Source organism: Marinomonas spartinae (assembly GCF_016461715.1).
In the GTDB taxonomy this organism is placed as follows: Bacteria; Pseudomonadota; Gammaproteobacteria; order Pseudomonadales; family Marinomonadaceae; genus Marinomonas; species Marinomonas spartinae_A.
Map to the genome: position 1 here is coordinate 248,124 of NZ_JAEMUI010000001.1, position 23,875 is coordinate 271,998.

General features: G+C 43.5%; 19 protein-coding genes. 12 read left to right on the plus strand and 7 right to left on the minus strand.

The annotated features are described in order from the left end of the window. The first annotated feature begins 109 nt into the window (after positions 1–109). Complete coding sequence (locus JHD45_RS01125) at positions 110–1,078, plus strand: TDT family transporter (RefSeq protein ID WP_199474213.1); 969 nt, start codon at positions 110–112, stop codon at positions 1,076–1,078. A gap of 86 nt (positions 1,079–1,164) precedes the next feature. On the opposite strand, the gene JHD45_RS01130 is transcribed toward JHD45_RS01125, so the two are convergent. The 3 genes from JHD45_RS01130 to JHD45_RS01140 form a co-directional block, all read right to left on the minus strand. Continuing rightward, complete coding sequence (locus JHD45_RS01130) at positions 1,165–2,382, minus strand: ribose-phosphate diphosphokinase (protein ID WP_199474215.1); 1,218 nt, start codon at positions 2,380–2,382, stop codon at positions 1,165–1,167. A gap of 183 nt (positions 2,383–2,565) precedes the next feature. Beyond that, entirely contained in the window at positions 2,566–2,769 is a 204-nt protein-coding gene (locus tag JHD45_RS01135; protein ID WP_199474217.1) for a tautomerase family protein, read from the minus strand. 190 nt (positions 2,770–2,959) lie between these two features. Next, the gene (locus tag JHD45_RS01140) at positions 2,960–3,985 is read right to left on the minus strand and encodes an NAD-dependent epimerase/dehydratase family protein (protein WP_233407484.1); all 1,026 of its coding nucleotides are present in this window, start codon (positions 3,983–3,985) and stop codon (positions 2,960–2,962) included. Between the two features lie 63 nt (positions 3,986–4,048). Between JHD45_RS01140 and JHD45_RS01145 the strand changes: the two genes are divergently transcribed. Beyond that, positions 4,049–4,939 carry a LysR family transcriptional regulator gene (locus JHD45_RS01145; RefSeq protein ID WP_199474219.1) on the plus strand — a complete coding sequence of 297 codons (891 nt, stop codon included), beginning with the start codon at positions 4,049–4,051 and terminating at the stop codon, positions 4,937–4,939. Positions 4,940–4,960: 21 nt separating this feature from the next. After that, a complete protein-coding gene (locus tag JHD45_RS01150; protein ID WP_199474221.1) occupies positions 4,961–6,118 on the plus strand; it encodes an MFS transporter in 1,158 nt (385 codons plus the stop codon). 85 nt (positions 6,119–6,203) lie between these two features. Here the strand turns inward: JHD45_RS01150 and JHD45_RS01155 are convergent, their stop codons facing one another. Next, the gene (locus tag JHD45_RS01155; RefSeq protein ID WP_199474223.1) at positions 6,204–7,736 is read right to left on the minus strand and encodes a DUF3612 domain-containing protein; all 1,533 of its coding nucleotides are present in this window, start codon (positions 7,734–7,736) and stop codon (positions 6,204–6,206) included. A gap of 167 nt (positions 7,737–7,903) precedes the next feature. On the opposite strand from JHD45_RS01155, the gene JHD45_RS01160 reads away from it, so the two are divergent. The 4 genes from JHD45_RS01160 (at position 7,904) to JHD45_RS01175 (ending at position 15,336) form a co-directional block, all read left to right on the plus strand. Continuing rightward, the gene (locus JHD45_RS01160; RefSeq protein WP_199474225.1) at positions 7,904–10,072 is read left to right on the plus strand and encodes a malate synthase G; all 2,169 of its coding nucleotides are present in this window, start codon (positions 7,904–7,906) and stop codon (positions 10,070–10,072) included. 49 nt (positions 10,073–10,121) lie between these two features. Next, complete coding sequence (locus tag JHD45_RS01165) at positions 10,122–11,726, plus strand: isocitrate lyase (RefSeq protein ID WP_199474227.1); 1,605 nt, start codon at positions 10,122–10,124, stop codon at positions 11,724–11,726. 261 nt (positions 11,727–11,987) lie between these two features. Further along, the gene (locus JHD45_RS01170; protein WP_199474229.1) at positions 11,988–13,793 is read left to right on the plus strand and encodes an ATP-binding protein; all 1,806 of its coding nucleotides are present in this window, start codon (positions 11,988–11,990) and stop codon (positions 13,791–13,793) included. A gap of 133 nt (positions 13,794–13,926) precedes the next feature. Next, complete coding sequence (locus tag JHD45_RS01175) at positions 13,927–15,336, plus strand: esterase-like activity of phytase family protein (protein WP_233407485.1); 1,410 nt, start codon at positions 13,927–13,929, stop codon at positions 15,334–15,336. A gap of 71 nt (positions 15,337–15,407) precedes the next feature. On the opposite strand, the gene JHD45_RS01180 is transcribed toward JHD45_RS01175, so the two are convergent. After that, positions 15,408–15,866 carry a superoxide dismutase family protein gene (locus JHD45_RS01180; protein WP_199474233.1) on the minus strand — a complete coding sequence of 153 codons (459 nt, stop codon included), beginning with the start codon at positions 15,864–15,866 and terminating at the stop codon, positions 15,408–15,410. A 315-nt stretch (positions 15,867–16,181) separates the two neighbouring features. Between JHD45_RS01180 and JHD45_RS01185 the strand changes: the two genes are divergently transcribed. The 3 genes from JHD45_RS01185 (at position 16,182) to JHD45_RS01195 (ending at position 18,970) form a co-directional block, all read left to right on the plus strand. After that, a complete protein-coding gene (locus JHD45_RS01185) occupies positions 16,182–16,451 on the plus strand; it encodes a hypothetical protein (RefSeq protein ID WP_199474235.1) in 270 nt (89 codons plus the stop codon). Positions 16,452–16,691: 240 nt separating this feature from the next. Then, a complete protein-coding gene (locus JHD45_RS01190) occupies positions 16,692–17,435 on the plus strand; it encodes a DUF2057 domain-containing protein (RefSeq protein ID WP_199474237.1) in 744 nt (247 codons plus the stop codon). Positions 17,436–17,554: 119 nt separating this feature from the next. Continuing rightward, a complete protein-coding gene (locus tag JHD45_RS01195) occupies positions 17,555–18,970 on the plus strand; it encodes a mannose-1-phosphate guanylyltransferase/mannose-6-phosphate isomerase (protein ID WP_199474239.1) in 1,416 nt (471 codons plus the stop codon). A 12-nt stretch (positions 18,971–18,982) separates the two neighbouring features. Here JHD45_RS01195 and JHD45_RS01200 read toward each other — a convergent pair whose 3' ends face one another. Further along, positions 18,983–19,861 (minus strand): carboxylate/amino acid/amine transporter, encoded by an 879-nt coding sequence (locus JHD45_RS01200; RefSeq protein WP_199474241.1) that lies wholly within the window; start codon positions 19,859–19,861, stop codon positions 18,983–18,985. Positions 19,862–20,191: 330 nt separating this feature from the next. On the opposite strand from JHD45_RS01200, the gene JHD45_RS01205 reads away from it, so the two are divergent. Together JHD45_RS01205 and JHD45_RS01210 are read left to right on the plus strand one after the other, a co-directional pair. After that, positions 20,192–20,806, plus strand: a complete 615-nt coding sequence (locus JHD45_RS01205) for an OmpW family outer membrane protein (protein ID WP_199474243.1) — start codon at positions 20,192–20,194, stop codon at positions 20,804–20,806. 218 nt (positions 20,807–21,024) lie between these two features. Further along, a complete protein-coding gene (locus tag JHD45_RS01210; RefSeq protein ID WP_199474248.1) occupies positions 21,025–23,295 on the plus strand; it encodes an EAL domain-containing protein in 2,271 nt (756 codons plus the stop codon). 67 nt (positions 23,296–23,362) lie between these two features. Here JHD45_RS01210 and JHD45_RS01215 read toward each other — a convergent pair whose 3' ends face one another. Next, positions 23,363–23,809, minus strand: coding sequence for a MarR family winged helix-turn-helix transcriptional regulator (locus tag JHD45_RS01215; protein ID WP_199474255.1), 447 nt, complete (start codon positions 23,807–23,809; stop codon positions 23,363–23,365). Positions 23,810–23,875: the final 66 nt, after the last annotated feature.

The following is a 23,875-nucleotide window of genomic DNA, read 5'->3' on the forward strand; positions in this document are numbered from 1 at the left end:
ATGTGTTGTTTAGTAAAACCGAACGACTTATTAAAAACATTTAGATTTTACGATTACATATATCCTTTTACCATAATCTTATTCCTAATTGATAGCTTGGAGTCAGGTTATGTTTACATTATTGCGTCATCGATTGTCTTTTGCGCCAACCCCCATAGCGGGTCTTGCTCTGGGTATTGCCAGTTTAGGGTGTAGCTGGCATTTTGTTGTTCAAGAGTCTTCTTTTTTACCGTATTTCTCTGCGACTATTGGCGCCTTTTTATTGATGTTGCTGGTTGGGAAATTCTCCTTGCACCCGAGATTATTGGTACAGGATCTACAGCATCCTGTCGTGGGAAGTGTGGTGCCAACGTTCGCGATGGCATTGATGGTGATTACCATGTCGCTTCATCATTTTATGCCGAAGCTGGCGGTCGCTTTGTGGTTGTTTGCGATTGCGATTCATACGGTGTTTCTTGTGACTTTTGTGTATCACAGATACAAAGGGTTTACTTTGGCGGATATGGTGCCAAGCTGGTTTGTGCCGCCAGTGGGCATTATCGTCGCAGCGATTAGTTATCCAACGTCTTTATTTCAGCCCTTGGCAGAAGGCGTTCTTTGGTTTGGCATTGCTTGTTATTTGGTTCTTTTGCCTCTCATGGTGTATCGCTTGAGGTATTGTGGAGAATTACCGGATAACGCCAAACCCACTTTTGCCATTATGGCAGCACCTGCCAGTGTCTGTTTGGCGGGCTATTTAACCGTTGTGGATGTACCCTCTAAATGGTTTGTGTTGGTTTTATTAGGAATAGCACTACTGAAAACAGCAACGATTTATCGATTTGCCCTGCGTTTATTAAGACTGCCTTTTAGCCCAGGTTATGCCGCTTTTACTTTTCCTTTAGCGATTGGTGCGACGGCTTTGTTTAAAGTACAAGCGCAGTGCATTGCATGGGGAATGGATGTTGCTGTGATTCAACTTTTGGGGGTTATCGCAGAGGTAGAGCTTGTCATCGCTACGTTTGTTGTTGCTTATGTTATCACTCGTTATGCTTACTATTATGGCATTACTTTACAGCGTGAATTAGTATTTTCTTAAGGGTCTTCTTTGAACAAAAAGCCCAGATTAGACAAAGTCTTATCTGGGCTTTTTTTGTTCAATAGTAAGGCGTGATTTTAAAAGGCTTACTTTTTATTTTTTAGTTCTTGTAATTCTTCGCTAAACCAGATTTTACGTTTGAAGCGAGGGTTTTTAGACGACATGTCGATTTTATAAGGGTTTGGCTCATGGTTCTGTGGCAAATCAAGGATATTGCAAAGCTCTTGGGCCAGCCATTTTTCGACTTTTAGCACCACCATTTTTTTCCGCAAGCGACCTTGTTCGTCACGGTTTAGAATTGTTGGTAGAGTGTTCAAGGTAAGGATTTCACCAAGGGATGGGTGCGCCATACGTTGGCGGCCTTCGTCGCTGGCATAAAAGTGTGATACAGCGAATACCATACGTTTGGGGTTTATTTGTTGTAGGAATTGGCAGGATTTCACCACCGTAGAACCGGTTCGAACCATGTCGTCGAATAAGACAATGCTGGCACCATCCAACCCATCAAAGGTGTGTTCGCTTTCTTTGTGTAGGGTGATTTCGACTTTACGCTCATCGGTTCGCTCTTTGTCTAGCATGATGAACTTCGCTTTTGGTAAGCCAAGGGTATGGAACATCTGTTTGACGAAATCACGAGCGCCTTTATCAGGTGCACACAATACCAAGCCTTCACCGTTTTCACCGTAATCCAACATATCGGAGTTTAACAAGTAGTGGGCGTAAATTTCATAAGGAATGAGATTATGAAAGTCTCCCTCAAAGACCTCGTTAAACATCTTTTGTACTGAATCGGAGTGATTATGTATCGTCATAACCGTATCGACGCCCGATAGCTTGAGCATTTGGGCATAGAGCTTAGCGGTAAAAGGTTGGCCATCGAATTTCTTTACGTCTTTAATGTCACGTTGAAAACTGGTTTCGCCTAAGCTCAGATGAGGTCCACGATCCTGTGCGCTGTAAAATAAGTCTGGCTCGACAAGGATCACGCGAGCCGCTCCGTTCTCTTTTGCTGCTCGAGCGATGATCAAGTTTGCCATGGCCAATTCTTGGCGACTTTTTACATGGCTGGTGGTACTCACAATGATCACAGACTTGCCTCTTAGTTTGCGACCAATGTTGTCGAAGTCATGTTCGTCAGAGATGAAACGCGGGCAGAACTCGGAGTTCATGAATTGTTTCATACTGATAATATCATCAATATCATCGTACTGACCCATTGCATAGGCAATATCAATAGCAAATGGATTATCGGAAGAGTTACTAACAACGACAACATTCGTTGACTGGCCGGTCGACAAAGTCATGAAAAAAATCCTTAACTGAAGGGAGGGGAGTTTGCGACAATTTTAATACTTGTAGGTTTATTTTGATAGAGTCGATAGAGCCAATTACCAATAAATGGCGTTTTCCTATCGCTATCCACAAAACATCTAAAGCATCTGTCAATGAGCGTAAACGGAGCCCATTCAGCGGATAAATCTTATAGCTTAGTCCTGTTGAGCGGCTTTTTTATCGCAATGTAACCTTCCTGCTTTTCCCCAATGTTCATCATCGAAATTTTGAAAGAAGACCGTCACCGCTTCAGGAGGTAACTCATAGGCTTCTTCAAACGCTTCTGTTATACGTTTTATTAACAATTGCTTCTGCTCTTTGCTTCGACCAGGTGATTGCTGGATGGTGATGACTGGCATAGATTATCTCCCTACTGAAGGATACTGCTGTTATTTGATTCGTTGTGGGTAGTACGGCTTCCTAATGGTTCTATTTTCGCTAACACTAAATAATGTCTTTATGTCCCTTGTGGAATAAAGTAGGGCAATACAAGAGCTTCAACGATACTAAAGCGTTTTGTTATTTTCTGCTAGCTAAGTCCCTGCTCCCTTAAGGTAAACAGCCTAACCCCTTTAATGTGTTCTCTACGGCTTGATCTATGGGGGTGGTGGGCTCTTCTCCTAACTGTGCTAGCAGTTTACTGTTGTTCATTCGGATAGGTTGTTGCCATAGGTATTTCATTTCCATCATTTCTCTTAGGGTTTCGTTGAAGGGGGCAATGAGGGGCATTAGCCACCAAGGAAAGACCGAAATATTAGGCGCTTTTCGGGTATGCTTTTCTACTACCCGACGAATGGCTTTTGCCATTTGCGTACCATCTTGATCCCAAAATCCACTCATATGAAAAGTGGCAAAGGCGTCTAATGTGTGGCGAGTTTCAATCAATTTGAGCATGGTGGCTGCGACATCGGGTAAGTAAGCCCATTGGTGCCCCACATTAGTGGTTGAAGGGTTTTTGATGTTTTTTACTGGTTTGTTTGGCTTGATTAACCCTTGAGAAAACCAATTGTTGGCGGCATTTGGCCCAAAGAAATCTCCTGCTCGGACTATGATTACCTGTCCACCTTGTTCGGAAAAATCTTGTAAGCGTCGTTCCATTTCTACGCGAATTTGACCTTTTTTAGTCACTGGGTTTTGTAAGGATAGCTCATTCAATAAAGGAAAAGCATCTGGTCCGTAGTTGTAGACCGTACCAGGGAGTATGATGCAAGCGCCGATTTTCTTAGCGACAGCAATCGTGTTGTTCAGCATAGGTAACACTAAGTCTTCCCAATGTTTATAGCCTGGTGGATTGACGCCATGCAATATCACGCAACAACCTTGAGCTGCGGCTTCCACATCTGCTTGATTGAGTGCATCCCCTTGAAACCAAGTAATATTGTCGTTTTCCGTAGGGTGGTAAGCGCCACGTTTGAGGGCATTAATGAGCCATCCGGCTTTGCTTAGTTGATGTGTGACTTCGCGTCCAATACCGCCCGTTGCGCCAAGTATTAAGGCCTTTGGTGTGTCATTTTTTTGCTGAATCATCATTTTCTCCAAGTGACGGTTTTCTAAATAAGTAGCTTGATCAAGCAAGGTTAGATACTCTTCTAGCTAAATGAAATTAACGAAAACAATAGAGTGGCTATACATTTTTGTATGAATAAAGACATTGGATGGGAATTGTATCGATCCTTTCTTGGCGTCATGCAAGAGGGGTCTTTATCGGCAGCAGCCCGTGCCCTTGGTTCCACTCAGCCAACCATTGGGCGACATATTGCTGAGTTAGAGCGGGTACTGAATATCACTCTGTTTATTCGTACTCAAGGGGGATTAACGCCTACCGATGCCGCCAATGCTCTATTACTGCCTGCTAGTGAAATGGCGAATATCGCCGCTGCTATGGAGCGTGTTACGAGTCGTCATGGTGACGATATTCAAGGTACGGTACGTGTCACCACCAGCGATGTAATAGGAATCGAAATTTTGCCGACGATCTTTGCCGATATTGCCGAGCGTTTTCCGAATATTCATCTAGAATTGGCATTGTCGGATAAGGTGCAAGATCTTTTGAGTCGGGAGGCTGATATAGCGATACGTATGTTTCGTCCTAAGCAAACCCAGTTGATTGCACGACGTATTGGTAATATAGGCGTCGGTTTTTTTGCTCATACGTGTTATCTAACAAAACATGGTACGCCATCCACTCTGGCGGATCTTGAAGCGCATCGTTTGATTGGCTTTGACAGACTAACGGATTACATTCGTTCTGTGGCAAAAAAGCTTCCTTTTCCCTTAGAAAAAGACAGTTTTGTGTTGCGTACCGATAGCAATGTCGCGCAATTGGCTTTGATTCGTGCGGGGGCGGGAATTGGCCTTTGTCAGATAGGTTTGGCAGAGCGAGACAAGAGTTTGGTACGCTTATTGGCCGAGGATTTTTGTTTTGAAATGGATACTTGGGTGACGATGCATGAGGATCTAAGAAAAAGTCCAGCTTGTAAAACGGTATTCAGAGAGCTGGTTGCTGGCTTACAAGGATATGTTTATTAATTTCAATGTGTATACGTCATCATGCTGCTCCTTTTTATTATCTATATTGCTTTTATTAGTTTAGGCCTGCCGGATGCCGTGTTGGGATCCTCTTGGCCTGTAATGAAAAATGATTTAGATGCCTCGTTAGAATTTGCGGGGGGGATTTCTTTTATCATCAGTGCTGGCACTGTGATATCTAGCCTTTATGTGACGAAAGCCATTCATTATCTGGGAATCGGTAAGGTCGTTGCATTGAGTGTATTGCTGACTGCGGTGGCATTACTTGGCTTCAGTATAGCCAATATGACCGTGGTGCTTGTGTTCTTGGCGGTTCCATTGGGTATTGGTGCTGGTGCTGTGGATGCGGCGTTAAATAACTTCGTCGCATTGCACTATAAAGCCAAGCACATGAATTATCTGCATTCATTCTGGGGCGTGGGAGCAACGGCAGGACCGTTGCTGATGGCCAATTTTTTAGCGGTAAAGCAGGGCTGGCGTGATGGTTATATGGCAATTGCAGTGGTGCAATTTTTACTTGTCATTGTTTTGTTTGCAGCGCTTCCGCTGTGGAAAAAGTTTGTCGTTAAACCGTTAGAAAGTCATGAAACGAACTCTCCATTGGTCTCGAATATTAGCGTTCTGAAGATGAAAGGTGTTTCCCTGCAAATGTCGGTATTTTTCTGTTATTGCTCAATCGAAATGAGTACTGGCCTTTGGTCAGCAAGCTATCTCACGACAGAAAAAAACATCCTGCCTTCGACCGCAGCCTTTTGGGTCGCCATGTATTATTTGGGGATCACCGCTGGGCGTTTTGCTTGTGGGCTGATTGCTGAAAAAATCGCGGAAGAAACCCTTATTCGATCTGGGGGGCTCATTATATTGTTCGGCTGTCTCTTGTTAGCTCTGCCGTTTTCCAGTGCGCTGGCAAAAATAGGTTTGATATTGATTGGGTTAGGTTGTGCCTCTATATTTCCAAATACTATTCATATGACGCCAAAACGCTTTGGCTCTTCCGCTTCCCAAGCCATCATTGGGTTATCCATGGCTTCTGCTTATGTTGGGCTTATGTTAGTGCCCCCCGTTCTTGGGGCGGTTGCAAGGTTTTTCACCTTCGCCTCATTGCCCGTCATTCTAATGATCATGACGGCTATAATATTGCTGACCACCGAGCGATTAAGGCGTTATCGAAGCATTTAATTACAGTAACGAGTCGTTCTAGCTTTTGACAAAATTAAATCTTTATTGTATTGGCTTCCAAGATCAACTTCCCCAAACGAGTCAACTACTTCGCCTCACATTTCTGATAGCAACTTGGCGATCTTGGACAGACGGCGCCACGGGAGCAAATCAATCGTGCATCATTGTCTATTCCCCGTTCTATCCAATTAATATTGAGAATTTTCGCCACGCTCATTAAGTCTTTTTTGATACTTCTCGGAATGGCTGAGGAGCCTCCTTTGGTTACGCAGGCTTGGCGTAAATCGGCGGCAATGCTTAGGGCATCTTTACTCTGAGCGTCAATGGCTGGGTTTAAATCGATGCCGGAACAAAGTACATGACTGTTGCCCGCTAGGTCGTGCACTTTAATGGATTCACAAGCATAAATCCGTGGCTCATCCCCAACATTGAGTATGGATATTTGCGCGGAGGTGCCAGTACTTGGCTCGCTGATTTTGCGAAACACCGACCAATGCTGGCAAGGGTCTTCCACCATACTCATATTTCCCCAAGGCAGAGGGATGCCATTGCCTCGATACACGGCTTTGAGCTTCCCTGGCGCGTAGGCGTCAAAGTAATGCCAATGGGGATAAGGCGAAGCAGCGGTCATGCGCCGCATGGTGACCGATTCAGACACATCTGCCAGCTTTGCGGTATTGATTTCATAGCCATTGCGATCCAGCATTTGCCGAAAGGGCACTTTAGGACACAGTAAGGCGCCAGCAAAAAAGCTGCACTCGAAGTCTCGCCAGGCATACAGAATGTCCTGGGCATCCATACCAGCGCCTGATGAGTGGGTCTTAGTGCTTTTTGATTGAAGTGGCGAGATTTCATTACGTCCAGTGACTAAGACGTTTTTCATCCCGTCTTTATCGTGTAATACCGTGTGACCGATGTGTACCGCAAGGTTGTATTTCAAACGTTGCGGTTGGTTTTTCATAATCTGATTGATGTAGATGGTGCTTGGCGGATCAAAAAATGAGGTCACTACATGGCTTCCATCAATGCCCATGTCTTGTAGGACTGCTATGGGCGTTTTTCGGAACCATTTGATTTGTAGCCCCATTTGCTTGGTGATAGCGATCAGGTCATCGAGACTTAAGGGTAAGCGCTTGAGCCCTACTTCTTCGGCAGCTCGCTCTAGATCCGGAAAGTGATTTTGATGATGCTCTTGGTGAGCACGAATCAGCAAATGGGCAAATTGACGGCCACTGGTGCCCGTTTGAGAAAGCATTTCTGGAATGGCGATTTGTAAAATTTCTTTGGAGAAGAGAAAGTTTGGCTCTAATGCCATGCCATTGATGCCGCCACCCGAGCCTTTTGTCGGGGTAATGGCTTCTTCCTCGGGAATATCGTCTAAAAACCAAGCCACATTTTTTTGAAAAACACTGGCAATGACTTCCAATACCTCCTCACTAGGAATGCGTTTTCCCCTTTCGATCATGGATAAATAAGACACCGATGGGGCAGATTCTGCATCCATTTTTATACAGCGGGCGGATAAGTCTTCCATTGTCAAACGGTTACGTTTACGCAGGTTGCGGATCTTAGTGCCCAAAAAATGGGCTTTACGGTTGAGGCTATTTTTATTTTTCATTTTTGTGAAATTTACACTGTGTAATTCTTATTGTGAAATTTTAGATTATTAGAGAGTAGTCTATAAATCAAGCAATGGTTAACACGAGTGACCCCTTTGCTACCTGATAAACCTTGGTGTTTTGCCGTAGGTAACTATGAACAGACCGATTTAAGAAGGAAAGTGAGATGACTATGCCCTTACCAAAAAATAACAGTGTGATTCACTCAGGGTTTTACCGTTTCATCAATGACGACGTGTTGCCCCTTCATACTATCGAGCCTGATAAATTTTGGCGTGATCTTGATCAGTTGATTACCGATTTATCGCCTGTGAATCGTCAATTGTTGGCGACTCGAGATGAGATGCAACGTCAGATTGATCAATGGCACCTTGCTCATAAAGGACAACCATTGGATATACCTGCCTATGAGGCTTTTTTACGGGAGATTGGCTACCTGGTCGCTGAAGGGGAAGATTTCACTATTACCACAGTGAATGTGGACGATGAAATCGCGACTTTGGCAGGACCTCAATTAGTGGTGCCTGCGAAGAATGCCCGTTTTTCGTTGAATGCGGCCAATGCTCGTTGGGGTAGCTTGTACGATGCCTTTTACGGCACTGATGTGATCCCAAAAAACGCGGAATTAGGCAGCCGTCAAGGTTATAACGCGGTTCGTGGTGAACGGGTCATTGCGAAAGCCAAAGGGTTTTTAGATGACGTCTTTCCACTGGAGTCTGGCTCCCATAAAGACGTGATCAGTTACATGGTGTACTACCGCCACCTATTGGCCTTTTTTGAGGATGGCAGTCAAACGGGCTTGAAACAACCCTGTCAGTTGGTCGCGGTGAATGGGCAGCGTAGCGAGCCGGAAGCCATCCTGTTAAGAAACCATGGTTTGCATGTGGAAATTCAGTTTGATCGTAATGGTCTGAACGGTGCTAAGGATAAAGCGAATATCAACGACATTGTTATTGAGTCGGCTCTAAGCACCATTATCGACTGTGAGGATTCGGTAGCCGCCGTGGACGCAGAGGATAAGATTGAAGTTTATCGAAACTGGTTAGGTTTGATGCAAGGTACCCTAGAAGCCACCTTTGAGAAGGGGGGTCAAACACAAACTCGCAGAATGAATCCAGACCGTGTGTATACAGATTTAGAGGGCAATGAATATCGTTTGCCAGGCCGCGCTTTGTTGTTGGTGCGCAATGTTGGGCATTTGATGGAATGTGACTTGATGCAGGATGCGCAGGGCAACTTCGCCCCCGAAGGCATCATGGACGCGGTCGTCACGGCGTTAATCGGCGCGTTGGATTTGCAAAGATCAGAGGGCATTCGCAATAGTCGTACAGGCAGCATTTATATTGTGAAACCTAAGATGCACGGACCCGAGGAGGTGGCGTTTAGTTGTGAGCTGTTTGGTCGAGTTGAGCAAATGCTGGCGCTACCAGAGAACACCATTAAGATCGGCATTATGGATGAAGAGCGTCGCACGACAGTGAATTTAAAAGAATGTATTCGTCAAGCGAAATCTCGGGTGTTTTTCATTAATACCGGCTTTTTGGACCGCACTGGCGATGAGATTCATACCAGTATGCAAGCGGGGCCTTTTTTACCAAAAGAACAAATCAAGCATCAGCCTTGGATCCAAGCCTACGAGGATCGCAATGTCACCATTGGCTTGCAATGTGGTTTGTCTGGAAAAGCACAAATTGGCAAGGGCATGTGGGCCATGCCGGATGAGATGGCTGCCATGATGGAGGCAAAAGTTGCGCATCCAAAAACGGGGGCGAGTACGGCTTGGGTGCCTTCTCCTACCGCAGCGACATTGCATGCTTTGCATTATCACCAAGTAGATGTGTTTGAAGTGCAAGAACGTATTAAGCACCGTCCGCAAGCGAGTCTAACGGATCTACTCATTATCCCGACGATTCCAAGCAATTTAACCTTGTCTCGCCAAGTAATCGACCGAGAAATCGAGAACAATGTACAAGGCTTATTAGGGTATGTCGTGCGTTGGGTTGAGGCTGGTGTGGGGTGTTCCAAAGTGCCAGACATCAATAACGTTGGTTTGATGGAAGACCGCGCCACTTTGCGAATTTCCAGTCAGCATTTGTCTAATTGGTTGCTGCATGGCGTGTGCTCTAAAGAGCAAATTGATGAGGTAATGCTGCGCATGGCTCAAGTCGTGGATGAGCAAAATAAAGCCACTGACGGTTACCAACCGATGGCTGCAAATCCATCGACCAGTTATGCCTTCCAAGCGGCGCAAGATTTGATTTTTAAAGGAACGGATCAGCCTAACGGTTACACCGAGCCTTTGTTACATGCTTATCGTCTAAGAGCAAAAGTTTGATCCAAATACATTAATTTTATCTTAAACAACCTGAAGAGCGAGAAATCACATGATGACGTATAAAAATAAAACTCAACAAGTAAGCCAAAGTCTTTCTCAACAAGGCCCAACTTGGGCGGCGATGAACCCAGAATATGTGGTGAGAATGCAATTACAAAACCGTTTTAATACGGGGCTAGATATTGCCAGGTACACAGCTAAGATCATGCGTGAAGACATGGCAAGCTATGATAAAGATCCAGCGAATTACACCCAGTCTTTAGGGTGCTGGCATGGCTTTGTCGGACAGCAAAAAATGATTTCAATTAAGAAGCATTTTGGTACCACGCGCAGTCGTTACTTGTATTTGTCTGGTTGGATGGTGGCCGCCATGCGTTCTGAATTTGGTCCTCTGCCTGATCAATCCATGCATGAGAAAACGTCTGTACCGGCTTTAATCGAAGAACTGTACACCTTTTTGAAACAAGCCGATGCGCGTGAGTTACAACATTTGTTTAAAGAAATGGACGAGGCGAGAGAGGCGGGCGATCAAGTCCGTGAGCAAGCGGCTCAGCAAAAAATCGATAACTTTGAAACTCATGTGGTGCCGATTATTGCCGATATTGATGCGGGATTTGGTAACGAAGAAGCCACGTATTTGCTCGCGAAGAAGATGATTGAGGCAGGGGCGTGTTGTATTCAGATCGAAAACCAAGTGTCTGATGCAAAACAATGTGGTCACCAAGATGGGAAAGTGACCGTGCCTCATGAAGACTTCCTGGCAAAAATTAATGCCGTTCGCTATGCCTTTTTGGAGCTAGGGGTGGATGATGGTGTGATTGTTGCCCGTACCGACTCTTTGGGCGCAGGTCTAACTCAAAAAATCCCTGTGTCTCGCAGTGCTGGGGATTTGGCAGAGCAATACACAGCTTTTATTGATGGAGAAGAAGTGACCTCCCTTGAGCAAATGAAATCTGGCGATATGGCTATTAAACAGGGTGATCGAGTGATCAAACCCACTCGTTTAGCCAATGGGTTGGTGCGTTTTAAACCTAATACAGGTGAGGATCGTGTAGTGCTGGATTGCATCACGTCTTTGCAAAATGGGGCGGATTTATTATGGATTGAAACAGAGAAGCCGCATATTGGGCAAATTGCTAATCTTGTGAATCGTATCCGTGACGTTGTTCCCAATGCTAAGTTGGTTTACAACAACAGTCCGTCTTTTAACTGGACATTGAACTTCCGTCAACAAGTATTTGATGCTTGGTTGGAAGAAGGCAAAGACGTGAGTCAGTATCAACGTGAAAGACTGATGTCAGAAGATTACGATGGTAGTGCATTGGCAGAAGAAGCAGATGAGCGTATTCGCCGCTTCCAAAAAGACGCCGCCGCTCAGGCTGGGATCTTCCATCATTTGATTACCTTGCCAACTTACCATACTGCTGCGTTGTCTACGGATAATCTGGCAAAAGATTACTTCGGAGAGTTGGGTATGCTGGGGTATGTCAGGGAAGTGCAGCGTCAAGAAATTCGTCAAGGTTTGGCCTGTGTAAAACACCAAGACATGTCTGGTTCCAACATTGGGGATGATCACAAAGAGTATTTCTCTGGTGAACAAGCGCTTAAAGCGTCTGGTAAAGATAATACCATGAACCAATTCGCGGCCATTTGATTGGATAGTGAGTCCAATACAAATTAGCGAAGTGTGCAAGTAAGCAAAAGGCTAGCTGTTTCCCCTCAGTTAGCCTTTTTTTGTGGATCGTTTCCAGTGCCATGTTTACTATCGTCAGTCAATCAAAGTGGCTTTTTTTAAGAAGGGAAAACTGACTTATTAGTTCTCAATATTTTTGAAATGTTCTATGATTGAGTCCATTGGTATCTTTTTGTTGATGCAGGTAAGACTCTTAACCCCCATGAAATTCTGAGAACTTTTTTGAAGAATGCATTTTATAGGCTTGATGATAGTCAAGTTAGTGATATTAGCTTAAAAGATATTGCCAGACGTTCCAGGTACGGCGGGATATTTTATCTATTTGCCTTTTGGGGAGCGGTTTTTAGCTCAACAACTGCGCGCGAGCACCTATTTATTATTGGTGTTTTTTCTGTGTGCTTTTTGGTATTGCAGATTTATCGCTTGGCTTTGTTTAATAAGCTCTTTTCAGCCAATGAGATAAACGTTTCTCCTTACTACACGCACTACTGTTTTCTCTATTTGGCATCTGCAATCGTGTGGGGGAGCTGTTCTGCATGGTTGTTTTTTGTTAATCCCTCAGTTGATCTCGCGGTGACGATTAATATGATGTCAGCGGCCTGTCTCAGTATTGGGGGCGTTAATGTCTTGGCTCCTAGTTATAAAATATTGCGCCTCTATTGTTTTCTTATCTGTGTCCCCTTTGCTTTAGCCGCCGGAATATTTTTAGAGGCACCTGGGAGCTATACCATTGCTTGTTTAATATTGGGTTATGGCTTGTTTATTTTCGAGACAGGAAAGCAGCAACATCGCACTTACTGGCAAGCACTGAATGATAATTTGCGCCTATCCGCTCAGGCCGCTGAATTGGAAAAGGCGAAAATTGCCGCCGAGCAGGCGGCTCAGGCGAAAGCGGATTTTCTCGCGTCGATGACCCATGAAATAAGAACGCCCATGAATGGTGTGCTTGGTATGGCTCAATTGTTGGCTCTGAGTGATCTGAATGAGCAACAACAGCAACAGGTAAATGTGATCAATAATGCTGGTCGAACATTGATGCACATTATTAATAATATTCTTGATTACTCTAAAATGGATGCAAAACAACTGGCATTAGAACAGCTGCTATTTAACCCTCGTAATGTGGTTAATGAGGCGGTGTTGTTATTGTCAGTACAGTTTGAAAAAAAGCCGATAAAGCTGAATTGCATAATGGATGATATCCCTGAATGGGTGCAGGGTGACCCTTATCGACTTCATCAAGTGCTCTATAATCTTATTGGCAATGCCTTCAAATTCACTGATGAAGGCGAAATAACCATTAAGGTCTCTTGTCAAAAAAATCATGATGATAATACTCTGACATTCAATTTTACCGTGAGTGATACGGGGATTGGTATTGCTCCAGAACATCGGCAACATATTTTTGATCAGTTCTACCAAGTCAATCAATTTAATTCAAATATTCGTGGGACTGGATTGGGGTTGAGTATTACGCAACGCCTAGTTGAATTTATGGGGGGGACAATTTCCGTAGAGAGCTCCATTGGTGTGGGAAGTGTTTTTACGGTTGAACTTCCGTTTACTGTAACGGATGAGATTCAAAAGGGATTATTACCCGCTTTAGGGTGTGAATCAGGTATTCATACTGATTCATTGCACACTTTACATATATTGTTAGCGGAAGATAACCGAATCAATCAAATGATCTGTGAACAACTGCTCGTAAAATTGGGGTGTGTTGTTGATGTGGTTGAAACCGGACGGATTGCGCTGGAAAAGGTTACTGATAATAAGCCCTACGATGCCATTTTTATGGATTGTAATATGCCTGATATGGACGGCTTTTTAGCCACAGCCGCTATTCGAGGAGCGGAGAAAAATGCTGGGAGGAGTGAAACGCCGATCATTGCTCTGACTGCTCATGTTGAAGAGGAGGTAAAACGCAAATGCCTAGAGTCTGGGATGAACGATTTTTTGAGTAAACCTTTTTTGTTTGAAGATCTAGAGGCCATTATTAACCGTATTCGAATGGGAACATTTTTTTAGACCGTATACAGTGTTATGAGCGTGCTTTTAACACATCTGTTGGCTTTTTAATCAAACTGTCATGCTAACTCTTTACTTTATGTTGACAAATTGGCGTTCGCTCAAACGCCTTATAAACATAAGAGGAAGCGTTATGAATAAGTTGTGGTTTGCTGGTGTGCTTTGTGCAGGCGTGTTATCAGGTTGTGCTAGTCAGTCTTCTATGTCAAAAACTCCCCAGTTTGTTGAGTCTTTTCCGAAAACGGGGAGTTACTTACCCTATACCGTATTACGTCATGATTTGATTGATGACAAAACCCATAAGCCATTTGAGATTCGAAATGGCGGTTATGGCTCTTCCATGACAGGCAACCCAAATCAAGCCAATCAGTTTTACGCCCTGACGGATCGCGGCCCGAATGCAAGTTATAATGGGGACTATGGCAAAGGCAAGATTTTCCCTGTGCCAAATTATACTCCTCGGATTGGGTTGTTTGAGGTAGAAGATAACGGCCAAATTCGTCAAGTGGATACGATTTTATTGCGCCGCCCTGATGGGCAGCCTATTACTGGGTTGCCAAACTCTCCTGCACTGGGTGGTACTGGAGAGACCCCTTATCATGTTGATGGTAAGCCTATTTTAATGGACGACTCTAAACCTTATAACAAAGTCACTAATCCGATAAAAGTGGACGATTACGGATTAGACAGTGAAGGCCTTGTTGCCTTGAAAGATGGCACCTTTTGGGTGAGTGATGAATATGGGCCACATATCGTGCATTACGATAGTAATGGTGTTGAGATTGGTCGTATTAACCCATTTAAAAATGATGCCCGCGATGTCTTCCATTTGCCTGAAGTATTTGCCCATCGTCGCCCTAACCGAGGTATGGAAGGGTTGGCTGTGACACCAGATCAGAAAACCTTGGTCGGCATTATGCAATCAACAATGCGCAATCCAAATAAAGCGGCCCAAAAGGGGGATCTAACGCGTATTGTTACAGTGAACCTTGAAACAGGTAAAACGGAGCAATACCTCTATCGTCAAGATAAAGCGCAAAATTCGAACTCTGAGTTAGCAGATTTAAATAGCCATGAGTTTTTGGTTGATGAGCGCGACGGAGGGTTCTTGTTGGGCGGCCCAGATGGTAAGGCGAACCCTAATGTGCAAAAGAAAATTTATCGAATTGATCTTAACCGTGGTACCCCCTTGTCCACAGTGGCTTTGTCATCATCCATTACCCGCGATGCCAGCTATGGCTTGATGATTGATGGTCTGACCCTTGAGCAGTATACGGAGAAAAATGGCTGGGAGGCGTTGGCCCAAAAAGGCATTTATCCTGTTAGTAAGTCACTGGTTGTCGATGTGGCCAAAGCGGTCTCTTATCCACATGATAAAATGGAAGGTATGTGGGTGATTGATCCCTATCATTTAGGGGTATTAAACGACGATGATTTTGCCACTTGGTCTACCAAGGGCAAGCTAGAACAGAAGTACTTGGATGGTAATACAATAGACGCAGCGCAATTGTATATTATTAAGGCAAATTTGATGGGGAACTAACGGCTGTTAGTGATTAACCAAAAATGGGATGTTTCGGCATCCCATTTTGACATTGACTACCTTAGGGAGGATTACTTTTCTAAAATACCACAGCCAATCCGAGCCCCGCTTGCATCATGAATCACGACAGCGTGCCCCAAATTGGCTTTGTAATCTAATCCTGATATCAAGCGAAAGCTGCCTTTTGCACGACCTTTAGAGTCAGATACCCATTGAGCGCTTTTCCAGTAGTCGCCACCAGATTTCGGAGAGAAATAGTGACCACCAACTTTGTCAGCTTCTTTACAGCTGGTACCAACATGAATATGAAGACCGCCGTCATTAACGGGCTTCAATCCTTTTAAGTTGTATTTGACCGTCATATCTTTTTTATCAAAATGGACTGAGACATGGCCTGTTACCGTTGTTTTCGTTCCAGGGTAAGCACCTATCTTAGCGTGTAGTGAATGTGCACTTACAGCAAAAGACAGCGTACTGGCAAGCAAGCCCACTCCAAGAATGGTCAGTTTCCGGTTGCGAGATATCATCATGATAAGCACTCCTTGAATCATTGATATGAACGTTAATGAGATTGAAGAATGTCTTCAGCCATAACGAGTATTGATCCTATGGTTTTCTGAAAATCGTTCAACCTCCATCACACTACGCTTTCTTTTACCCTGTTTGCATGTTCTTAATGGCGGTGCTGATGTTCTTTCATTGTCTGTACGATTTTTTTGCAAGATTTGTCTCTAATGGAGCTTGTTTGTCAAAAAAACGACACTTGAGGAGCGGTTTTGATTGTTTGCTTTTACCGACTAAGCCTCTTAGGATTCGCTTTATGAAAAATGGAATAAGGCGTTGAAATGACAAATTGTTTAAAAATGAATAAGGTGATCATATTGGCCGCTGCGATGTTTGGGTTAACGGCATGCGCGTCTATGGATAACACTGGCTATAGAGGAGGAGATCATCGTGGCGGTGGTCCAGCAGGGGCTTATGGTGTACCTGATGCTAAGGCCAGTCCTGAGACCTCGGGCAAAGTAGAGAAAAAAGAAAGTGCTAAGCAAGTGCAAGAGGACATTTATACTGGGGGAGATCACCGTGGTGGTGGCCCACACGGCCCGCTGGGTTAAGTTGAATGCTCTTAATTTTATAAAAAAATATTATAAAAGATAGTCTTATCAGGATAGCTTGTAGTATCGAATCAAGTCAAAATTGGGAAAGCGTGTATAAAAAGTGCTGTTTTCTCTTAACTTGCCATCTGTTTGTGATAAATTGACGCTCGATACGGAGTTCGAACCAGTTTCGAATAATAATATTTTTACTATATAAGTTCGTGATAACACAGATCGCGCTTTTTAGGGAGCCAATATATGCGCTTTAAAAAATCAATTTTCCTTGCCAGCTCACTTCTTCTTGGAGCTGTTACCACCCATGCTATGGCGGCCACATTTAAAGTGCCAACATCTTATCAAATCATGTACATCGACCTAAAAGATGGTAATAATTATGGCGATGATTTTGAAGTGACCATTCCATCAGGTCATCACCAAATCGTTGTTCGTTATAACCAATCGCTTCGTCATGGTGGCGATGTTGATATGATTAAGTCTGAGCCACTGATCATTGATATGGATGTCAAAAAAGGCGCAAATCTTGAATTAAAAGCGCCTTTTATTCACCAAAAAGACCGAGCAGAGAAGTATTCTCAAAAGCCAACATTTGACATTGTCAACAGCAAAGGCGATGAGGTTCAATATAAAGTCAGTATGTTGCCGCTTCAGCCAGGTTTCCAACCCCTACGTAATTATCGAGAAGAAATCAAAGAGTTTACCGGTGAAGGTGCTACGAAGCCGCAAGCGAATACCTCTGCTAATGCCTCTTATTCGGCTCCTGCTCCGGCTCCTAAGTCTGTTACGCAGACTAACGAATTCCAGATGATGCAATTTTGGTTTAATAAGTCAGACGAGCAGACCCGCAAAAATTTTCGTATTTGGATAGTGGATCATACCTATCAAACTAAAGTGAAGAATACACAATATGAAATGTTGCAGTTCTGGTATAACAAAGCTAATAAGGCTGAGCGTAAAGCTTTTCAGGTTTGGTTGCTTCAATAAAATGAAATAATAGCTTAGGTGATAAACGCCAATGCGCTTGTATAAAAAGCCCTGTTTTGACAGGGTTTTTTTATATCTAGGTAGAATAGTGGCTTACGTTGTGTGTACAAGGAGCAAATGTGGTTCTCATTCCTGTGATTTTAGCGGGGGGAAGTGGCGAGCGATTATGGCCGTTATCTCGTCACCATACCGCCAAGCCGTTTATTGACTTATTCGGTTCTACTTATACGCTTTTTCAAGAAACCTTGTTACGCGTGCAGGGGCTATCTGGGCATGCGCCTATCATTGTTTGCAATGAGGTGCATCGTTTCTTAGTAGCTCAACAGTTACAAGAAGTTGGCATAAAAAATGCCAGTATTATGCTAGAGCCAGTGGGGCGTAATACAGCACCAGCTATTACATTGGCGGCGCTAGAAGCTAAGCGACGACATCTGCAAGACAATGACTCGGAGCAAGAGTGCATCATGTTAGTGCTGCCTGCAGATCACCTTATTAAGGATCTGGATGCTTTTGGTGAGGCCATCAAGCAAAGCATTGAAGTAGCCCAAAAGGGGAATTTGGTGACCTTTGGTATAGAAGTTACCCGACCTGAAACGGGTTATGGCTATATTCAGTCACTGGATGGCGCATCCGTTACTGCCTTTGTTGAAAAGCCAGATAAAGACACTGCTCAGCGTTATTACTCATCTGGAGAGTATCTTTGGAACAGTGGCATGTTTGTTTTTAAACCAGAGTGTTACTTAACTGAATTGGCATTACATCAAGCACAGATACTTCAGTCGGTGAGCTTGGCTTATCAGGAGCGTAAAGAAGACTTAGATTTTATTCGTGTTGATGAAGCGAGTTTTTCGACCTGCCCCAATGAGTCCATGGATTATGCGCTTATGGAAAAAACCGAACGAGCCAAAGTGATTGCTTATAAGGGCGATTGGAGTGATGTAGGATCTTGGGAGGCACTATTCGACCACGCTGAGAAAGATGAACGTCATAATGCTCTAATGGGGGATGTGATGCTTGAAACTACCTCAAATAGTTTGGTCAGAGCAGATAGTCGTTTAGTGGCAACGGTCGGCGTTGACAATCTGGTGGTGATTGAAACGGCAGATGCCGTTTTGGTAATGGATAAGCAGCACTCACAAGGACTGAAGAAAATTGTGCAACGTATTCAGGCCAGTGGTCGTGAGGAGCATCGTTTTCATAAAAAAGTGCATCGTCCTTGGGGGACTTATGAAGTTATTGCGATGGGTGAGCGTTACAAGGTGAAGCGTATTGTCGTCAGACCAGGGAGAAAACTCAGTGTGCAGATGCATTACCATCGAGCTGAGCATTGGGTTGTGGTCTCTGGTTCGGCTAGAGTTTACAAGGGTGATGAAAGCTTTCTTCTCTCGGAGAATGAGTCCACCTATATTCCTTTAGGGGAAACTCATTCTCTTGAAAACCCAGGAGAGATAGCCCTAGAACTGATCGAGGTACAGTCTGGAGGTTACCTTGGCGAGGATGATATCGTTCGATTCCATGATCACTATGGACGTTAAAGCATCGTCTTTTTACGCCATTTTGGTAAGGTTTTTGTGGAACCTCTGGTTGAATTTATCGTTCACGACTAAGGCTAATAGGATGATTGAACCGCCAATAGAGAGCCGCAGTATGTCGGCATTATGGTTCCAAAAAACCACATTGACAAAAATACCAGCAGGAATCAGTAGATTATTGGCAACGGCTAAGGTTCCCACATTGACCATTGTCGCCCCTTTGTTCCAAGCGAAATAACCGACTCCTGAGGCGACCACTCCAAGATAAACAAGGATGCTCCATTGTAAAGGGGTGGTGGGGAGTTTGTTGATATTCCCCAGCATTAAGAAACAAGGAATCACGACGGCAAGAGCACCAAGAAAGAACCAACCAAATACTGTGCGTTGGGGGAGGTCTGGACGCTCTTTGGCGATGATGCGCTTATAGCCCACTTGACCAGCGGCAAAGCATATATTTGCTCCTTGAACGATCAAAAGACCTTTTATGTATCCATCATTCACTTCTTGGTAGCGAATGGCGACGGCACCGAGGATGGCAAGTAAGGCACTGATAATAAAGCCAATATTCAAACGACGGTCTAACAGATCATTCAGTAAGGTGACATAAATAGGTGTCATGACGGTAAAGAGTAAGACTTCGGGTACCGTCAAAAAGAGAAAGGATTGATAGTAAAAACCGTACATGATGCCAAGTTGCAATGCGCCACACACCATGAGCTGTAGTGCTACTTTGGCTTCAATTTGACGTAATTTCAAAAAGGGTAAAAACACCAAGGTCGCAAGTGATACTCGCATTAATACAGAGAACCAGGCATCAACTTGCCCAGCAAGATAGACACCGATTAAGCTAAAGGAAAAAGCCCATAACAGGGTGACGGCAAGTAGTATTGGCATGAATCTGGTTTCCAGTGTGATGATGGCGTAAGTTTACCGATTTCAGTATATTAGGTAAATTAGTAAACTCATAAATTTTTTTAGGTTTACTGGCTGTTTTTTCAAGCTTGGAAAAAGAGATATGAGCCTCGGCTGTATGACAAAGAGAGATGATGAATCGATGTTTTCTGGGTTATCAAGTTGTATTTTATTGATCTGGGTGGGTATTTCTTATCTATAAAAAAGCTGGGAAAGAGAAAAATTGATCTAGATTAATATTTTAATGTTAGATCCTTGTTACTTTTCTTGTCATTGAAACTTTGTTTGATCAAGAAAAAAAAGGAATCTATCATGAAAGCTTTACTACCTGTGGCTCTTGTTTCTGCTCTTTGTTCTACCGCTGCTTTGGCGCATCAAGCAGGCGATTTCTTCGTTCGTGGTGGTGTCGCTACCGTGATGCCAAACGAAAGCAGTGATGACGTTGCTGGAACTAACCAAGAACTAAAAATCAGTAATGATACCCAATTGGCTGCCACATTGACTTATATGATAACTGATAATATTGGGACTGAGTTGTTATTGGCGACGCCTTTTAAACACGATGTCTCCGTTTCTGGTCTCGGAAAAGTGGCAGAGGTTTCTGAACTACCACCTTCTTTAATGGCACAGTATTATTTTGGCAAGTCAAACAGTGATATTCGCCCTTATTTAGGGGTGGGTTTAAACCACACAGTATTTTTTGATGCGAAAGGCAAAGGAGCGTTAGCTGGCAAGAATGTGAGTGTGGATGGTACTTGGGGGGTTGCTGCACAAGCGGGCGTCGATATGAAGATTAACGATAAACTGTTTGCCAATGCTTCTGTTTGGTACATGAATATTGATACCGATGTTCATATACCTAATCAGACAATCAGTACCAAAGTGAACCCTCTTGCTGTTATGGTGGGTGTTGGTTATACCTTCTAAGCAGTCGTTACACAGTTAAGTCTGGAAACCCTGATACTCGAAAGAGGTCAGGGTTTTTGTTATCAGAGCTTTGTTGATTTTAATCTATTCCGCCACAAGATGTTGTATTACGTATTGATATGTAATTCTCGCTACATCTTTTCACTAATTCTATAACGAGAATATGCCGGTTCTGTTTCATACTTCCTTTACTTTTTTATGGGGGTGGGAGCGTATTCTTGACCCGACGCAAACGAAATTTTATCTGCTATGGCGTCTTTTTCTCTCTGTTATGTGTTGGCGTGTTTTTTACCCAGCAAACAGAAGATATTAAGCGTAAAGAACAGGCCGCATTGATTCAGGAAGTTGCGGTCTCACAGGCTCGTGTCATTGAACGTCGTCTGCTTAGCGCATTATCCGCCACGTATTTTTTAGCGCTGGAGCGAAAGAGCTTAGACTCTCCTGAACGCTTTGCTGATTATGCCCATCATATGATTGAGTCCATTGGAGGCATATCCAACTTACAGCTGGCACCTAATGGTGTGGTGTCAATGATTTATCCATTAAAAGGTAATGAAGCCGCCTTAGGGCACGATATTTTAAAAGATGATAAGCATCGAAAAAGTGTGCTTGATGCCATTAGAAATAAAACTCTCACTTTAGATGGCCCGTTTAATTTGACTCAAGGAGGGGAAGCAGTCACTGGCTATAATCCGGTCTTTATCCAAAAAAATGGGGTTGAAGAATTTTGGGGTGTCATTTCTGTTCTGATTAATTTGGATGGTTTGATCAAGGCAAGCAGTTTACCCGCTCTTGAAAAGAAGGGGTTTCGTTATCAGCTTAGCTATTTTGACCCAGATAAAGGGCAGGATAATGTGTTTGCGAAGTCTGCTCAGCCTCTAGATGGCATTGTGGCTTGGAGCAATATCAATGTGTCCAATAATATGTGGAGGTTGTTTTTATCACAAAAAGAATCCAATGGCTTAATGGTCTATGTGATTGGCTACGGAGTCACCTTACTCGTCGCCTTGTTCGTTGGCGGGAGTCTGCGTTATATCTTGCTACAACCAGAAAGGCTTGAGGCCATTATTCGCCTTAAAACCCGTGAGTTGGAAAAACTCGCTTTTTATGATCCTCTAACACAGTTAGCAAATCGTCGTCTTTTTCTTGAAAAGGTGTTCATCGCCTGTTTAAACAGTGATAAGAGTCGTTGTGCACTGATGTACTTAGATTTGGATGGATTTAAAGATATCAACGACAGGCTTGGGCACGGTGCTGGCGATTTGCTGTTAACGGTTATGGCGTCACGTTTAACAAATATTGTGAATGGAAAAGGGGTAGTCGCTCGTCTTGGGGGGGATGAGTTTGCTATTCTGCTGTCCGATTACCATGATCGTCAAACGATTAAGTTATTCGCTCAAGGACTGCTTAAATCCATCAATGAGCCTGTCGTTTTACAAGGGAAAAACTATTCTGTATCTGCTTCCATTGGTGTTACTTTGATTCCTGAAGATGGTGATTCATCGGAAGAGGTGCTTGGTCGTGCGGATATGGCCATGTACAAGGCGAAAGAGTCAGGACGCAATAACGTTTACTTTTTCAAAGAAGGGCTGAAACAGAAAGAGTTCAAACAAGATGGGCGAAAACAAAAGTGCGTGGATTGTTTGAAGAACATTGATGACGAGTTGATCTCAGCAGTAGAAAACCATGAGTTAACGCTTTGCTACCAGCCTCTAATTAACATGAAAGAGGGAAACGTGGTGGCATGCGAAGCGCTAATCTGTTGGCATCATCCTGAAAAAGGTGTATTCCATCATGCAGCATTTTGGGCTTTGGTTCAGGAATCGAGGAAGGTCGTCGATGTCGGTTTTTGGATGTTTGAACAGGCCTGTTTAATGGTTCAATCTCAATTAGCGAAAGAAGGCAGCGTTGCTCAACCCGTTTGTTTAAACATTGCCTTTGACCATTTAATTAATCCTAATTTTATTGATGTCATTGCTTCTATGCTGGAGACTCGTAATTTGCCTGCTCATTACTTCATATTTGAGTTAGATCAGTCCATTGTGATAAATGGTTCAACGTCGGTGATCTCGACATTGAAGGCGCTACGGGAAATGGGCATTTCAATTTCGATAGATAGTTTTGGTACAGAAGGCACACTTTTATCAACGTTGACAAGGTTACCAATCGATATGATCAAAATTGCGCCGCAATTCATAAGACATATAGAAAGTTCTCTAGAGCAGCAACGTCTAGTGAGTGGTGTTATTTCTGCTGCCCATAGAGCGAGCGTGAAAGTGGTCGTGGAAGGGGTTGAACGGGATACGCAAGTCGCATTATTAAATCATTATGGGTGCGATATTGGGCAAGGGTATTTGTACTCAAAACCTATGAAAAAGGAGATGTTAGCCTTTTATATGTTATCGAAAAAAGCGTCAGCTAGTCGATTGAATCCATTAACAGGGGCTCCACTTCAACAAAATCACTTAGCCAATAAGCACTCATCATAGAAAAAAACGATGAATGAATAATTCATTTCATTGGTTTAGTGCAGACTATAGCGTCAACGTCGCCAATTTATGGCTCGTTAATGTGGCTTTGAATATTTTGCAGCATGCGTTGCCCTACTCTTAGAAAAGTATCAAGCTCTTCCTGACTGATGCTGGCTTTCATCAGGGCGATGGCTTCATTGTCGGCATTCTTTAGTGTTTGATAGTACGCCTGACCTTGCTCTGTTAGGAAAATAAAGTGGCTACGTTTGTCGTTCTGATTGAGTTGTTTAGTGATTAATCCCTTGGTAATCAGCTCTTTGATAATCCGCGTAATTTGTCCTTTATCACGATGCATTTTTTGGCTGACATCTTGGGCGGTGCAGTTTGGGGTATTTTGGATATGGTCTAATACAAAAAAAAGCAGTGGTGAACCAGAGAGGTTTTTTTCTACCATGGCTTTTTTCATCGCGATTTTTAGGCTATCGATTGATCCAATAAAGAGGGATCTAATTGCTAATGCTTGATCTTCCATAGAATACTGTCTTTTTATTAATTTGTATCATTATTATTTTTTGTTTCAGGTTTGTCTCATCTAAAG